The sequence below is a fragment of the Deinococcus aquatilis DSM 23025 genome (assembly GCF_000378445.1).
Classification (GTDB): Bacteria; Deinococcota; Deinococci; order Deinococcales; family Deinococcaceae; genus Deinococcus; species Deinococcus aquatilis.
In genome coordinates this window covers 14,436-29,746 of the sequence record NZ_KB899750.1, presented here as the reverse complement: position 1 = coordinate 29,746, position 15,311 = coordinate 14,436, and the positions used below count along the sequence as shown (strand labels likewise).

The 15,311-nt window shown below is 65.6% G+C and carries 11 protein-coding genes and 3 pseudogenes; 4 read left to right on the top strand and 10 right to left on the bottom strand.

Features of this window, described 5'->3' with window-relative positions:
* From F561_RS28220 to F561_RS0121140, 3 genes are all read right to left on the bottom strand, one after another.
* The coding region (locus F561_RS28220) for a transposase (RefSeq protein ID WP_157452080.1) at positions 1-158 on the bottom strand (158 nt) is incomplete at its 3' end.
* A gap of 366 nt (positions 159-524) precedes the next feature.
* Positions 525-1,997 carry a gluconokinase gene (locus F561_RS0121145; protein WP_019011968.1) on the bottom strand — a complete coding sequence of 491 codons (1,473 nt, stop codon included), beginning with the start codon at positions 1,995-1,997 and terminating at the stop codon, positions 525-527.
* On the bottom strand, positions 1,998-2,756 hold the full coding sequence (locus tag F561_RS0121140) for an SDR family oxidoreductase (protein ID WP_019011967.1): 759 nt from the start codon (positions 2,754-2,756) through the stop codon (positions 1,998-2,000).
* A 289-nt stretch (positions 2,757-3,045) separates the two neighbouring features.
* Here F561_RS0121140 and F561_RS0121135 point away from each other — a divergent pair, with 289 nt between their 5' ends.
* The 4 genes and pseudogenes from F561_RS0121135 to F561_RS26330 all read left to right on the top strand — a co-directional run.
* Entirely contained in the window at positions 3,046-4,134 is a 1,089-nt protein-coding gene (locus F561_RS0121135; RefSeq protein ID WP_169389557.1) for a LacI family DNA-binding transcriptional regulator, read from the top strand.
* A gap of 146 nt (positions 4,135-4,280) precedes the next feature.
* Positions 4,281-4,445: pseudogene (locus F561_RS30380) on the top strand (2-hydroxyacid dehydrogenase); the annotation flags it as partial.
* An 80-nt stretch (positions 4,446-4,525) separates the two neighbouring features.
* Positions 4,526-4,612, top strand: a pseudogene (locus F561_RS30160) (hypothetical protein); the annotation flags it as partial.
* Positions 4,613-4,702: 90 nt separating this feature from the next.
* A pseudogene (locus F561_RS26330) lies at positions 4,703-5,784 on the top strand (transposase); the annotation flags it as partial.
* A 360-nt stretch (positions 5,785-6,144) separates the two neighbouring features.
* On the opposite strand, the gene F561_RS0121110 reads toward F561_RS26330, so the two are convergent.
* From F561_RS0121110 to F561_RS0121080, 7 genes are all read right to left on the bottom strand, one after another.
* Positions 6,145-6,444 (bottom strand): DUF1330 domain-containing protein, encoded by a 300-nt coding sequence (locus F561_RS0121110; RefSeq protein WP_019011962.1) that lies wholly within the window; start codon positions 6,442-6,444, stop codon positions 6,145-6,147.
* Positions 6,445-7,238: 794 nt separating this feature from the next.
* Positions 7,239-7,862, bottom strand: coding sequence for a hypothetical protein (locus tag F561_RS0121105; protein ID WP_019011961.1), 624 nt, complete (start codon positions 7,860-7,862; stop codon positions 7,239-7,241).
* Positions 7,859-9,364, bottom strand: a complete 1,506-nt coding sequence (locus tag F561_RS0121100; protein ID WP_019011960.1) for a hypothetical protein — start codon at positions 9,362-9,364, stop codon at positions 7,859-7,861. The genes F561_RS0121105 and F561_RS0121100 overlap by 4 nt, the downstream gene beginning before the upstream one ends.
* A complete protein-coding gene (locus F561_RS26325; protein ID WP_019011959.1) occupies positions 9,357-10,238 on the bottom strand; it encodes an ATP-binding cassette domain-containing protein in 882 nt (293 codons plus the stop codon). Before F561_RS26325 ends, F561_RS0121100 begins: the two co-directional genes overlap by 8 nt.
* Entirely contained in the window at positions 10,222-11,592 is a 1,371-nt protein-coding gene (locus tag F561_RS0121090) for a hypothetical protein (RefSeq protein ID WP_157452078.1), read from the bottom strand. Before F561_RS0121090 ends, F561_RS26325 begins: the two co-directional genes overlap by 17 nt.
* Entirely contained in the window at positions 11,589-12,614 is a 1,026-nt protein-coding gene (locus tag F561_RS27475; protein WP_019011957.1) for a DUF6895 family protein, read from the bottom strand. The genes F561_RS0121090 and F561_RS27475 overlap by 4 nt, the downstream gene beginning before the upstream one ends.
* Complete coding sequence (locus F561_RS0121080; protein WP_019011956.1) at positions 12,598-15,303, bottom strand: insulinase family protein; 2,706 nt, start codon at positions 15,301-15,303, stop codon at positions 12,598-12,600. Before F561_RS0121080 ends, F561_RS27475 begins: the two co-directional genes overlap by 17 nt.
* Positions 15,304-15,311: the final 8 nt, after the last annotated feature.

Sequence of the window (15,311 nt, the reverse complement as noted above, 5' to 3'; positions counted from 1 at the left end):
CGGGGGAGTTGCGCCCACTGCGCACCAGTACGCAACACCCATAGGATGCCTTCAAGCAGCTCTTGGTCACCCCGCCGCGGACGTCCGCGGCGGGTCTGCTTCAGAGGGGGAGGAAGGAGGGGGGCGAGGATGGCCCATTGCTCGTCCGTCAACCGCATTCATTCAGGATGCCAGTCGTCCTCGCCTCGCTACCGTAACCAATTTCCGGATGATCTCTAGGCTCAGGGAGCGGGTCAAGGGGTTGGCGAGTTTTGAGGCCGACCATCACCGTGCCGGACCGGATGCCTGTGCCCTCCGCACAGGCATTCTTGTCGATTGGGGTTCCCTCAATATGCCGCAGGTGAACTTAAGTACGTCGTAGTTAAATCAGCCGCTTTGTCCCAACCTACAGGGTAAAGCTCCATTCCCAGGACGACCTCCTTAAGTCCCTGGGAAGCGGTAGGACAGAGCACAGGGCGGAGTCCAGCACGCCCAGAGAAAACCGGGAACAGTCGGGCTTCCTCGCCTTCCCCGCTCACCACCCTTCACGCTTCTTCGTAAAGCCGGGTATAGAGGGTTTGCCAGCGCTGCCACGCCGTATCTAAGGCGTGCTGCTGGGCAGGATCAGGCGCAATAGGGGAGACTGCTTCAGCTCTGGCGGCCCAGATCAGGGCTGTGGGGTGGGTATGGCCCAGCAAAGCTGCCCCGATTGCAGAGGCGTCGGCTACCTCGGCAACCTGTACCGGCACGCCCAACGCCGAGGCCAGTACGCTGTTCCAGAGCGGTTCGGCGGCCAGTCCACCCGTGGAATACACCTTCTGGGAAAGGGCCGCTCTTGCAGAAGGCTGCCCCAGTTCCCAGACCTGCTTGACGCTGAAGGCCAGTGCTTCCAGGGCGGCGCGGGCAATGTGGGCGCGGGTATGGTGCAACTGGAGGCCGTGCAGGGTGGCGCTCAGATCGCTGCGCCAGTGGGGGCTGCGCTCGCCGGTCAGGTAGGGCAGGAGGGTCAGGCCACCGGCTCCGGCGGGAATCTGGCCCGCATCGCTCCAGAGGCGGCCAAAGCCTTCTGGCTTGCTCAGGTCGCCGTACCATTGCCGCCGCACCCAGTCCAGCAGTAGGCCGCCGTTGTTGATGGCCCCGCCGCTGAGGTGCGTGGCGCGGTCAAGTCGGTAACTCCATGTTCGGGCCTGCGCCTCCAGATACGGCCCCTGCCCCAGCCGCCGCACGGCTCCACTGGTGCCCACCGTCACGACACTGTGGCCCCGCCGCGCCGGATCGACGCCCAGATTTGCCAGTGCGCCGTCGCTGCTTCCGGCCAACACAGCCACGCCCCGGCATGATCCAGCCAGTACCGTTCCCACTTCCTCCTGTGCGTCATACACGGCGGGCAACCGATCTGCGCTGATACCGAGCGTTTCCAGAATACCGGTGTCCCAGGTTCCGGTGTGCAGGTTCCAGAGGCCCGTACTGGAGGCCAGCCCCACGCTGGTGGCCCACTGCCCGGTGAGGCGGTGCAGCAACAGATCGGTCAGTGAGACGATGCGGGCGCAGCGCCGCCAGAGTTCCGGCTGGGTGCCGCGCAGCCACCACAGCCGCGCCGGATGGTAGGGCGTTTGCAGCGGGCAGCCTGTCCGGGCGTAACTTTGGGCCGGGTCCAGCACTCCTCGCAGGCTGGGCAGGGTCGCGGCAGGGCGGCCATCAGCCCAGGTCAGTGCGGGGGCCAGCACCGCATCGGCAGCGTCCAGCAGTACCAGACTATGCATGGCGGCGCTGGGCACGAGAGCCAATATCGGCGCACTGTTCAGAGACTCTGCTACTTTTTCTAGGGCCGCCAATGCCGCGCCGATCACCTCTTCCGCGTCCTGCACCGCCGACCCGTCTGGGCCGCTGTGCAGGGCGTAACCGCCGCTGGTCTGGGCCACCACCTCGCCGCGTTCGTTCAGTGCGAGGACTTTGACTGCCGTGGTGCCCAGATCAAGCCCGATGACCACGCCTGTTCTGCCTGTTCCCTGCGTCATCTACAGTACCGCCAGCATCCCGCCGTCCACATAGATGATCTGACCGTTCACGAAATCGGACGCACGGGAGGCCAGAAACACGGCGGCCCCGGCCAGTTCGGCAGGCTGGCCCCAGCGCCCCGCCGGAGTCCGGCTTTTGACCCAGCCACTAAACGTCTGATCCTGTACCAGGGGAGCCGTCATCTCGGTTTCAAAATACCCCGGCCCGATGCCGTTGATCTGTATGTTGTGCTCGGCCCACTCGGCGCACATGGCCTTGACCAGCATCTTCAGTCCACCCTTGGAGGCGGTATATGGCCCGGTGGTGCGGCGGCCCAGTTCGCTCATCAGCGAGAGCGTGCAGATGATTTTGCCCCCACCCTGCTCAATCATGTGCGGAGCCACTGCCCGCGAAACCAGCAACGCCGATGTGAGGTTGGTCCTCAGAACCTCGTCCCACACGGACAAGGTCACGTCCAGCAGCGGCACCCGGCGCTGAATTCCGGCGTTGTTGATCAAAATGTCGAGCGGGCCGTCTGCCAACACTTCGGCCACACCCGCATTCACTGCCGCTTCGTCGGTCACGTCGAAGGCCGCCGCCGAAACCGTCAATCTTTCCCCGCGCAGTTGAGCCACTGCCGCTGCCAGCCGGTCAGGACGCTGCCCATTCAGGATCACGTCGGCTCCGTGTTGTGCCAGCCCACGGGCCAGCTCCAGGCCGATGCCCGCGCTGGAACCTGTGATCAGGGCGCGGCGGCCACGCAGGTCGAACAGGCTCATGGGCGAACCTGTGCGCGGCCAAGAAAAGAGCGGATACGGGCAAGCAAAGTTGTCATACGACCACCTGTGGGGAGCAGAGGAGGGACGAAAAGAGACTTGTATTACTATATTGATAACGCTATCATTTGGGGGTCAACTTCACAACCTGATTTCCTGGCGGCATCTGTATTCCGTCTCTTTACCCACTGGGCGCAGTTCTTCTTTCTGTCCACGCCTTGCCCCAGACCAGCTCGGCCTGAGCTGTTGCTGCCTTCCGACCGCGTTTCTTCCGTTCCCCAAGGAGTTTTCTGTGAGCAAGGCCGAGCTTTCCAAATCCCCGACTGGGCGCAAGCGTCAGCGAATTACCATCGCAGACGTGGCGCTGCGGGCACGCGTGGCCACCATGACGGCCAGCCGCGCCCTGAACCGACCCGAAATGGTCTCGGATGAGCTGCGGGCGCGGGTGCTTCAGGCCGCAGAGGACCTGAATTACATTCCTGACCGGGCCGCCGGAGGGCTGGCGAGCGGCGCGGGTCTGGCCCTGCCCGTGCTGGTTCCCACCCTGCACCACAGCGTTTATGTGCAACTTCTGGAAGGTCTGGAAGAAACCCTGCCGGAAGCCGGATACCAGTTGCTGCTGGGATCGACGGAATACAGCCGCGAAAAGGAAGAAAAGCTGGTGGAAGTCTTTCTGGGTTGGCGGCCCAGCGGCATCATCTTGTCGGGCATCGACCATTCCGAGCGCACCGCGCGGCTGCTGCGGGCTTCGGGCGTGCCTGTCGTGGAAACTATGGATCTGGCCGAGCCTGAGCAGGCTGGATTACCTCTCGATCTGAACATCGGCTTTTCGCATTACCGGGTTGGTGAGGCGGTGGTGGAGTATCTGGCGGCCTGCGGCTACCGGCAGATCGCCTACGCCGGAACCCTGACCGAACTCGATCCACGCAGTGTGCGGCGCATTCGGGGCTTTCAGAACGCGCTGAAGCGGCTGGGCCTGCCCCACCACCAGATCGGGCGCAGTGACCAGCCCTCCAGCCTGGCCGTGGGGCGCGACCTGCTGAGCGGGCTGCTGGCCGAGCATCCCACGCTGGACGCGGTGTTTTTTGCCAACGATGAGCTGGCGGCAGGTGCCCTGTTCGAGTGTCAGCGCCGGGGCATCAAGGTGCCTGAAGACCTCGCCATCATGGGCTTTGCGGACGAAGAAATCGCCTCTCATCTCAATCCTGCCCTGACCACCGTGCGGATTCCTCGCCGCGAGATGGGCCGCCTGGCCGCCGACCTGCTGCTGGCGCGGTTGGGAGGCCAACTGGGGCCACAGCCTCCGGTAGATGTGGGCTTCGACATCGTGCAGCGGGCCACCACCCGCCTGCCCATCAATGCAACCCAGGAGCGTGTATGAATTCAGACCGTCCCGATCCGCTGCCCGAGCTTCTGGTCGTCGCTCCGATGATGCCCTTGTGATAGAGGCGCTGGAGCGCGACTACCGCACCCACCGCCTCTGGGAAGCGCCCGATCAGGCTGCTGCACGGCCCAGCCATTCGGGGTGTGGCGACCAACGGCGGCGTCGGCCTGAAGCCGGACATCATGGCCGCCCTGCCCGCGCTCAAAATGGTGGCGATCTACGGCGTCGGACTGGACGCCATCGACCTGCACGGGGCGGCGCGGCGTGAGCTGAAGGTCAGCATCACCCCCGACGTGCTGACCAACGATGTGGCCGATCAGGGCGTGGTGCTGCTGTTGGCGGTGGCCCGCCGGGTGGTGTTCGGAGACCGCTACGTGCAGGCTGGCGAATGGGCGCGGCGGCGGCTGGCTCTATTTCACGCGGCACGATTGTGGATGAAGTCGCGCTGGTGGCGGCCCTACAAGGCGGGTGGTTGGGCGGCGCGGGGCTGGATGTCTTTGCCGCCGAACCGAATGTCCCCGCCGAGCTTCTCAGGCCGGAAGTCCAGGCCCTGACGCTCTCCCGGTTGTCGTGGATCGGGCAGAATTACCTGCGGGCGGACACCCTCATGGCCTCGAATGCCTGCCTGGTGGATGCGCAGCTCGAGCTGCCGCTGGCGCAGGTGTGGGGCGGTGGGGAAGTCGCCTCCGCCGATGGACTACGGTTCGTGGTGCCGGTTCGCAGCATTCACACGGGCTGAAACAGCAAGTATTTCGGTGCTCAGCGCGGCGTGACCTATTACAACTTCACCAGTGACCAGTTCACCGGCTTTCACGGCATCGTGATCCAGGGACGCTCCGGGACAGCCTGTACATTCTGGCGGGCCTGCTGGAACAGCAGACCCGTCTGGACCCCCACGAGATCATGTCCGACACGCACGGGTACAGCGATGTGGTCTTCGGCCTGTTCGCCCTGCTGGGATACAAGTTCAGTCCGAGAATTGCCGATCTGCCAGATCAGCGGTTCTGGCGTCTGGACCGGGATGCAGATTATGGGGCGCTTGACGAGCTGAGTCGCCACCGCCTGGATAAGCGACTGATCGCCGCCCACTGAGAGGACATGCTCAGGCTGGCCGGATCGCTCAAGCTCGGGAAGGTGGGGGCCGCGTCGGTGATGCGGACCCTGCAACGGGGCAGCAGCTTGTCCGGTCTGGGCCGGGCGGTGGCGGAATTCGGGCGGATCGAGAAGACGCTGTACCTGCTGCGCTATGTGGACGACGAGGCGTACCGGCAACGGATCTTGCGGCAGCTCAACCGGGGCGAGCAGTGCCACGGCGTGGCGCGGGTGGTCTTTCACGGACGCAGGGGAGAACTGCGGCAGAAATACCGCGAGGGCATGGAGGACCAACTGGGAGCGCTGGGGCTGGTGGTCAATGCCACCGTGCTGTGGAACACGCGCTACATGCAAGAAATCCTGGCGCAACTGCGCTGGGAGGGGATGGACGTGCGGGAGGAGGACCTGGCCCGCCTGACGCCGCTGGTGCATGAGCATGTGAACATGCTGGGGCGATACGATTTCACGCTGCCTGAAGCCATCACCCAGGGGCAACTGCGAACCTTGCGTGACCCCAGGACACTGGAGGCGTATCTGGAGGGCATTGAATTGTGATTTAAGTTGCTAGGGTAATCCGCCGTTCTGAGTCTCGGGTGGCCCTGGTGTCGCCTGCACCCTGTCCGGTACCATTATCGGCATCGTGCTGACCCACCGATTCGGCTGGTAGAGCGAGTACCAAGAGTGTCGCTCTCGCCACTGCCTCATACAGTCCGCGAACGCACCAACTGAGGCCTCCAAGGCGTCACCCTACACATAAAATAAAATTTGTGACTCCTCACTGGGGGCCGCCCACGGGTTCGTCCCTTGCCTTCCTTCCGAGCACACCTGGCGTAACGGCAAGGCTGTCGCCAGCTTCGACGATGACCGCCGTCAGCTCAAGGTTGACCGCGTCAGGGTCGAGCCGTGAACGAGAAATCAGAGGTGCTGAGGCAGCCCCTCAATCAGCACCATGTCAAACTCAGCAATGCCCGCCCTGGCCTGCTTGGCCTCTGCGTACGCTTCGGAGGAATACCATGCCTCTGCCTGGTCCACAGTGGGGAATTCCAGCAGTACCAATCGCTCAGGGTGGTATGACCCCTCCAGTACACTAAGGGAAGCTCCTCGCACGAGGTACTTGCCACCAAACTGCTTGACAGACTGCTCGGCCAGATCACGGTACTTTTGAACTCTGGTGGGGTCAGTAACCCGGGTATTGACAATCACAAAGGCAGGCATCTTTTCAGGCTACCTGCTCGGCCAGGTCGAGACTCCCTGATGAGTAGTCACTAAAATTTCTCGCTTACACTACGACCAGTCGACTATGAGCTTCAATCGCTGAGAATCGCATCTGACTTTGTGGTTGGATGGTCTAACGACGCTGCCAGACCGCCAAGCGCACAGCCCAACGCGGAGTCAAGTTGGTGACACTCCGGCCGAGCAGCAGACGTCAGGGGATATAGCAATGCCTCCCAAAGTGCATCGTGCGCCGCCTGCCACCATTCGGCAGGTGAACGCGATAGCTGATCACCTTCGACGCGGACAGTGGCCAACGGCCTGATGGGCCGCAGCAACTCACTTGCCGCTCTACTCTGCGGCGCGTCGCTGAGGTTTTGGGACTAGAGATGAGGGGCTGCTTCCAGCAGCAAGCGACGCCACCAACGTCTTGCCTGGAGCCTGATGGCGTCAGGTTCTTCAGTAACCGTCGCCTCCACGAATCGCTGTTTAGAGAACAACAACAGACATACAACAGGCCCGTATAACTGAGGCCGAATCTGTGTATAAGGGTCACATTCACGTCCTACCAGCACGCAAAATCTCACAGAATCACAATTTTGTTTTTCTGTGAGGCGGCAAGAATGTGAAAATCGTCCGTGTCCTGAGTCGTACGTCACTTGGATTCTTACGCTGGGTAAGTCGGATAACCAGGAACAGGACGGCGTTTTGCAGGGCACTGCTTCTCCCACAAAAGCGACCGTCCCTCTCTGCCGGTCTTTCACGGCACCTCCCTTGTCAAGGAGCACAGAGCCGCTTCAGCTCAGGCGGTGGCGCCGGGCGATCACCTTGATCTTGGCCTGCACCAGGCTCAGCCGGGGATCATGCGGTTCCAGCAAGTGGGCGAGCTGTTCCCACGGCTCCAGCTCGTCCGGAAAGCGGCTGCAAAACAGCCACAGCAGGGGTAAACTCCCGCTCTGAAGGACCGCCTGACGCACACTCTCGTGCAGACATTCCCGCAGATCTGACACGGCGGGAGCGTCCGACAGCGGCAACAGTTCCCCAGTATACGCCCGGATGGCCGCCTCCACCTGGCCGTGCATCAACTGCTCCTGGACATCCAGGAAATCCGCACTCAGACAGACGCCGACGCGGTAGGGCCGAGAGGAGATCGGCACCAGTTTGGACAGGCGGTGGATCTCCAGGCCCTGATTCTGAATTTCGATCCATTCGCCGTACAGTTCGCTGCACAGCTTGGCACTGCTCACGCCGGAAGGGTTGAGCGCCAGGATCACCAAGATCTCGCAAAACCGCCGCCGCAGCCGAACCGGCTCAGCATCCAGCGTGCCTTCCGTCCGGCCCAGGAAGTCCAGTCGCAGGACGGGGCGGAGCGTGGGGGGCGGGGCGACCGACAGCAAATGAGTGGGGGCAGGAAAGGTCATGTCAAGCCTCCTTGAGGCGGGGTCTTCCACATCCAGGTCACCGTCATCAAGATCAGGCTGAAGGTCAGGGCCCCCAGAGCCACTGGGAGCCGGGTGTAGTCCAAGCCCGCCCAGCCGCTGACCGGTCCCAGATACCACAGGGCGATCCACAGGGCTTCAAACAGAGTCGAGCCCCGAGTCAAGGCGGCGGTTCCCAGTGCGAGGACAGGCAGGAAGACTGGGAAAACCAGCAGCCCCCACGCCGCGCCCGGCTCCCCGCGCATGATGGTGCTCAGCAGGGCCGGGCCCGTGCACAGCAGGGTCAGGGTCGCCAGAGCTTGCCACCGGATGCCCAGCAGGTGGCGCCCACCTTGGGGCAGACTGGCCAGCAGTGGGGTTAGGCCCCAGCGGAACGGCGCGGTCACCAGGGCGGAGCACACGGGAAGCAGAGCCAACAGGATCACGGGCAGCAGGAGGTGCGGTGCGGCGGCGCCGCCCACACTTAAGAGGCCGAGCAGCAGGGCGGTGGCGGGGTGAAGGCTGCGCAGCGCCACCCGGAGCTCCCCCCAGAGGGGCGCTTGAGCCGAGTCAAGGGGTGGGAGAACCCTTCGGAACCGCTGCAGAGACACCTTGCCAGAGCGTGTCGTCTGGGGGACAGTGACCTCAGGCAGACGCTGTTGCCACCGTCCCACAGCGGCCAACAGCCCCAGGGCCAAGAGCAGCCACAGACCGCGTCCCAGCAGATCACCTGCGGTCCAGGAGACGCCGCTCCACTCGAAGCGTGGGGGCAAGGCTGCAGGCGTCAGGCCCAGGGTGAGCTGTTCCGGCCCCGCGCTGCCTGCAGAAGCGGCCAATACCTGCCGCAGCACCGGCCCCGCACCCAGGGGATCGGGAAAGCCCAGGGGCTGCAGAGCAGCGAGGGCCGCCAAGCTCCACAAGAGCAGAAACAGTCCAGTGCCCAACTGGCCCCGCAGCCGGGGCAGCTGTCCAAAGCTGACGGCCAGGGCCGCAACCAGGAAGAGGGTGGGCAGGGTCAGCAGGGCGCTGGGCAGCAGCAGCGCTGCCCAGTCGAGCGTGCGGTCCTCTCCACGAATCCACTGGATCCAGGGGGCGCTCAGGGCGACCACCCCGGCGAGGAGAGCCAGGAAGGCAAAGTGGCTGCCTGTCTTGGCCAGCAGTTGCCAGAAGGTCGGCAAGGGGGCCGCGCCCGTCCAGCGCTCGGCCCCCCAGCGGCGTTCAGTCTCCAGAGCGGCGCGCACAAGGAGGAAGCCCACCAGGGGAAACGCGAACGTCCCCAGCAGCGCCACGGTGACGCCGACCCACGCCGAGGCGTAGACACCGCGCGCGCCGTTCACGCTGAGCGTCACGTACGGCGCGGTGTGCTCTGGCAAATACAGCGCGGCCAAGGCGACCATCAGGCCAACGGCCAACAGGGCGCCGGGCGCGCGCAAGCGGCCCCGCACGTCCAGCAGCGCGAGTCGCCAGACGCTCAGGAAGGCTGGAACGGGCCGGTGCTCAAGCATGGGCGGCGCTCCGGGGGGTCAGGGCCTGCTGAGCGTACAGCCGGTACGCGTCTTCCAGGGTCGGGGACATCAACCGGGCCGCGCGGTGGGGCTGGGTGGCCTGCAGGCAGCGCACTTCCAGTTGCCCGCCGTGCTGCGCGGTGATGCACGGCCCGGCCACCGACACCAGCTCCTCATCAGGGGCCTGGCGCCAGATCCACAGCTGACCCTGCAGGCGGCTGAGCAGCTGCAGGGGTGGGCCGTGAAAAGCAATCTGGCCCGCCGCGAGCAGCGCCACCCGGTCGACCGTGCCCTCTAGATCCGTGACGATGTGGGTCGAGAGGACAATGACGGGCGTTCCCGGCAGCGCGGCGAGCAGCTGCTTGAACTTGAGCCGTTGCTCGGCATCCAGGCCCACCGTGGGCTCATCCAGGATCAGGACCTCCGGCCTCCCCAAGAGGGCCTGGGCGATGCCCACCCGTTGCCGCATGCCGCCGGAACAACTGGAAAGCAGGCGTCCCGGTTCCAGTCCCAGCTCTCCCAGCAGCTCGTTGCCTTGCCGGCGAACCTGAGTGGCCGGCAGCCTCTTGAGCGCTCCGACGTACTGCAAAAATTCGAGGGCCGTCAGGTGCGGATAGGCGGCGAAATCCTGTGGAAGGTAGCCCAGCACCTGCCTCAGCGTCTCCGGACGGGCCACCACATCGCGGCCCCGCCAGCGCACCGCGCCGCTGCTGGGCCGCAGCAGGGTGGCCAGGAGACGGATCAGGGTTGATTTCCCGGCTCCATTGCCGCCGAGCAGCCCCGTGACGCCCGGCGTGAGGTCCAGATTCAGCCCGCGCAGTACCTCGTTGGCTGTGCCGTACCGGTAGACCAGACCGTCAATCTGCAGCGACATGGGTGCGCTCCTGTTCGTAGGCACGTAGGGCGTCTGCGATGGCGGCCGTGGCCGGCAAGGTAAAGCGGGAAAAGCGCTCTTCTGGAGCGAACGGCGCAGGGTGTAGGGGATTGAGGTAGCCGCACTCGCCGCTGGGACGTTGCTGAAAGGCCAGAAATTCGGCGATCTCGGTGACCACCGGCGAGGTCAGGCGGCGCCGGATCATCAGCCGCAGCAGGTCGGCCGCCAGCGCCAACTGGTATTCCCGGCAGGCCACCATCGCGCAGGCCGGGAGCACCCAGGCTTCGGCGGGATCCGCGTCCGTTGGCGCAGCCGTCAGGGCCTGCTGCACCTGCAGATGAAGCGCGCTGTCGGGCAGCATGAGCCATTCGGTGAGGGGCACAGGAGCAGCGGTGCTCCCGGACCACAGCTGAGGCTCGGCCCACCCGCCTCCCTCACACAGCTCCGCGAGGCGGCGCAGCTCCACTAGGTCTTCGGGGCAACCGAGCTGATTCAGGGCGGTGGCCGTCCAGGTCCGGAGGGCGTTCCAGTCAAAAGGGGCGAACATAGCAGACTCCTTGAGGGGCAGAGACAAGGGCGCAGGGGCCGCCTCTTGACGGCGTAGCTGCGAGGCACTGACGGCCAAGTAGGCGTGGCCCAGGGCCTCGTCCCAGGCCTTGGGGGGCACGCGCGGCGTGGCGGTCCAGGCCTGCTCGAGCAGCTCAGGTGGGCCGCCGCCCAACCGGTGGTGAAAGGCGGCGCGGCCCACGGCCAGACCATCGCCCTCCCGCAGGGCGAACGCCAGATCGGCGGTGCAGGTCTCCTGCCACGCTTCGGGCAGCGTCCAGCCGGCGCCGCCCACCACCAGCATCAGAAAGTCGAGCACCGAGCTCTTCTCGAAGCACCACACCCAACCGGGCACCGACAGGTCGAGCAGGGTCTGCTGGCGGGCCGCCTCCACCGAGCACGGTGCGGGGTAGCCGAGTTCGTGCAGCGCCAACACCGCTTCCAGCAGGTACAGCGGCATCCATTCGCTCTGGTCGAAATAGCGCTCGCGCAGCAGGGCTTCCAGCGGGGCAAAGACCTGCGGCTGGGGGCCGTCCAGTCGGCGGTACAGGCGCAGCAGGGGCAATGCCTGAACGATCAAGCCTGGATTGCGCTGCAGCAGATCGCGCCATTGGGGCAGGTGAAGCAGGCCGTACAGCGCTTGGTGCAGGCGGGGCGCGCTGGTCACGGCGTCCCGCAGCGTGTCTGGATCCAGGCACAGCAGCACCCGCGCCAGCTGGGCCAGGCGCCCGATGTCTTTTTCGGCCTCCTGGGCAAACAGGCGCCGGGGCAGCGCGGCGTCCATGCAGGAGAGGTCGGGAGCAGTCACAACAGGTCTCCGGTCAGAGTGGGTGACCGCCACAGCGGCTGATCGCCGACGCCGTCAGCGCTGCCCGGTTGCCCCAGCGTCGCGGCCCCCAGCATCACCAGAGTGGTGTGGTAGCACTGCGTGAATTCGTAGCGGGCGGCGGCGTCGCCCACCAGTTCAGCTTGGCGGCCAGCCGAGTAGGTGGGTGACGGCATGGCCCCGCCCGGCAACTGTTGGGCGGCCAATTCAGCCCACGCCAGCTTCAGGAGGGGGCTGTCTGTTTCACCGAAGAAACTCAGGCACATGATAAATTCTCCGGCCAGGTCGAGGTTCTTCTGCCGCAGCATCATGGCCAGGGCGTGCCGCAGCAGGTCGTGCACCCGGCCCGCGTCGGCGCCCAGCAGCGGGGCCACCGGGGACTGCCCCAGATCCGCTAGGTAAAACAGGGTATGGGTGATGCTGTAGAGGTCGTTGGTGTTGCAGCGCGTCAGGCCCCGGCCCCGGGCCAGCACCGTGTGAGCGTAGAGCGGCAGGTACGCTTCAGGCTGGCAGTGGCCGGCGGCGCGGTCGAGGGCGTAGTGCAGGTCCATGACCCGGAAAGGAATGCGGCTGCGCGTGACCCGTTCATGCAGACCTGAGGCCACGAAGCGTGCGAGCAGGCCGTCATTGTCGTCTGTGTTGCGTCCGGTCACGCCGAAGTACTCGTCTCGCAGGGCCAGCAGCAGCAGGCCCGCCGGATCGTTGTGCGCGAACGCAGCGAAATCGTAGTTCGCAAAGGTGGCGTCGATGAACTGGGTCAGGCGGCGCAGCTCAGGGACCTGCTGGTCGAGGCCCACCCGCAGGGCTGGGTTCAGGACGAACACGAGTTCCAAAAAGGGCTTGACCCGCAGCTGGTGATCTTGAACAAACGAGTGCCGGGGGTCAAAGCACTCCAGGTGGGCCAGCACCCAGGCTAGGGCCCGCTGGTAGACGGGGCCTGGCCCCGCCGCGGGCGGAAGGGAAGCAGGCCGAGGGAGCGGGGCGGTTTCAAGCCAGGGCAACATGGTGCTCCTCCAGTGAAGAGAGGGTCAGGGCGTCGGCCAGCACAGCTCCCGCTCCACCTCTCAGGTAGTGACCGGCCACGCGCCGCAGGTCATCCGCCTGGGTACTGGCCACCTGATCGTAAAAGGCGTCGCGCAGCGCCGGGGTGTAGCCCTGTTGGGCATCCAGGAAGGCCCTGCGGGCGGCGCCGGGGAGGGAGGTGAGGGGCCGCAGCAGGCGGGCCGCTGAGGTTCGGGCGTGGCACAGGTCCGCTGAAGTCAGCGGTTCCAACAGCTCTGGCAGGGCCTGAAAGAGCTTCAGGCTGCGTCCGATGTCGGGATCGCGCAGCGAGGCACATAGCAGCAGGCCTTGCTCGGCCGAGGCCCGGCAGGTGGCGCCGTAGGCGCCGCCCAGCTGCCGCACCTGCTCGTGCAGGCGCTCATGCAGAACGCGGCTGAGCAGCGCGAGCGCGGGAGCGTCGGGATGCCGGTACGGCACGCCTGAAAAGGCCCAGGCCCCGGAAGCCACTGGCACGGGCAGTTCGTGACTCCACAGCGAACGGCGCGGGCTCCAGGGGACGGCCGGGATCTGGGTGCCGGGCAACCGGTCATCCGGCAGATCGGCCAAGAGTTCCCCGAGGGTGCCCCTCAGCAGGTCGTCATCCAAATCACTGACCGCCAGCAGGCTCAGACCAGGCTGCCGCCAGAGGTCTCGGTGAAGGTGTTCCAGGGCGTCGCCAAGCGCCGGATCGTTTCGCCAGACCTGCAGATGCTGGAACGCTCCCCAGCCGTCCAGGGTGTCCCGCAGCTGCAGGGCCGGGCTGACTCCCAGCCCAGCCTGCAGCAGGGCCAGCTGGTGTCCCTGCGTCACGAGCAGCGTTTCAAAGGTGCGCAGGCGTTCTTCCACGCTCTGGATCACGGTGAGCGGGCGAACCTCTGGAGCCTTGATCCAGCCCCGCAGGAGGGCCGTCACCTGAGGCAGATGCCGGGAGAGAACCTTGAGGCTCAGCGTCCACTGGGCGGCCACGGCCCCAGAATCGTTCGGGCTGTGAAGGGTGTCCACGCTGAACTGGCAGAGGGCCCCCCAAGTCTGCAGCTGGGCCGTCAATGCCTTTCCTCCCACCTCACTGCGCGGGGCCAGACTGCCGTAGAGCGCCACCAGAGGCAGCGTCTCACGGCTCAGGTGTGCCAGCGACCCGCTCAGCGTCAGGTGGGTGAGCCCTGTCCCGGGTGTGGCGACCCGCTGTGCTGGGATGGAAAGGCCGGCCAAGGGCTCCAGGCGAATGTGCAGCGGAGGCAAGGAACCCGCCGGGCTGTGGACGGGCGCAGAAGGGGAGGCCTGCGGACTCGGCCTGATGGCCTCCTGGGCACCGGCGGGCGGTGCTGGTAGGGCGACGGCCGGGCCCCGCCTCATCACAACCGCTGTGCGGCGGGGGTTGTCCAGCAGGTGGTCGTGGATCAGTTGACGGAAAAACCCGGTTCGGTCGGGCAAGGCCCGCAACGCCTGAATGCCAGGTTCCAGCCGGGCCAGGATGCAGGGATCCGCGCCGTGGTGATGGGCAGAGAGGGCATTGAACAGGCGCCTCACCCCATACGGCACGGCCCCATGCGACGTGTCGAGATCCTCGAGTTCGAAGCGGGTCAGGGCCGCCTCGATCAGCGCGTCGTCCACGCCGCCCTGCAGGGTGGCCTGCACAGTGTCCCAGACAGCTTCTGCGTCTACGGTGCCCCGAATGCCGACCGCAAACACCCCTTCCGGCGTCTCGGAATGAAACCCGGTGTAGTCGGCCAGGCCGGAACCATGGGCTGACAGGGCCTGAGCGAGTGGCGCGCCTGGATGACCCAGCAGGGCAAAGGACAGGGCAGTCAGGGCGAAGTGTTCCAGAGAATCGGCCCGCGGCGAGGTCGCCCAGGCGAGCAGCACCTGTTCTCCGCCCGGGTGCGTGTGTTCCAGCCGCGCCAGGGGAAGCTGTGTCTGCTCGCCCCGGGGCACCGCCGTTCCCACTGGGACATTCTGCAGGGATTGGTCCAGCCGAATCAGAAGGGGGGTGAGTTTCAGGTCGCCGGAGCTGTAGAAACACACGTTGTTGGCCGTGTAATGCGTCTGGTGGTAGGCCCGAACGTCGTCTGGCGTCAGGTTCACCAGGTGGGCGGGGTCACCTCCCGAATTGCGGCTGTAGGGACTGCCGGGAAAAAGAGCCCGGCCGACCAGGTCCCGCATCACCCGGGCGCTGTGGGCCATCGCGCCGCTCATCTCGTTGTAGACCACGCCTTGGTAGCTGCCGCGCTCGACGCGCCAGGCCTCCTGCTGGAAACTCTGATCGCGCAGCAGCGGATGAAAACAGGCGTCGAGGTACAGGCTCAGGAGCGACCAGTAATCGCTCTCGACCCGGCTGGCGAAGGTATAGGCGGTCCAGTCGCGGGTGGTGCTGGCGTTCATATAGTCGCGCGGCGACGCGCCCTGGGCCTCGAAGAACGGTTGCCCAGACGGGTAGTGCCGTGACCCACACAGTGCCAGGTGCTCCAAGACGTGGGTGACGCCGCTCTCATCGGGTGGAGGCGTGTAAAAGGACGCGGAGAAGACCCAGCAGGGATCAGGAGTGGCAAAGTGCAGGACCTGGGCGCCCGAGGGGTGAATCCAGTGAAGGTATTCGCCTTCGCCCGTCGGGAGAGGATGGCGGCGCAACAACGTAAAAGCGTGGGGGTGGGTCATGTGGACTC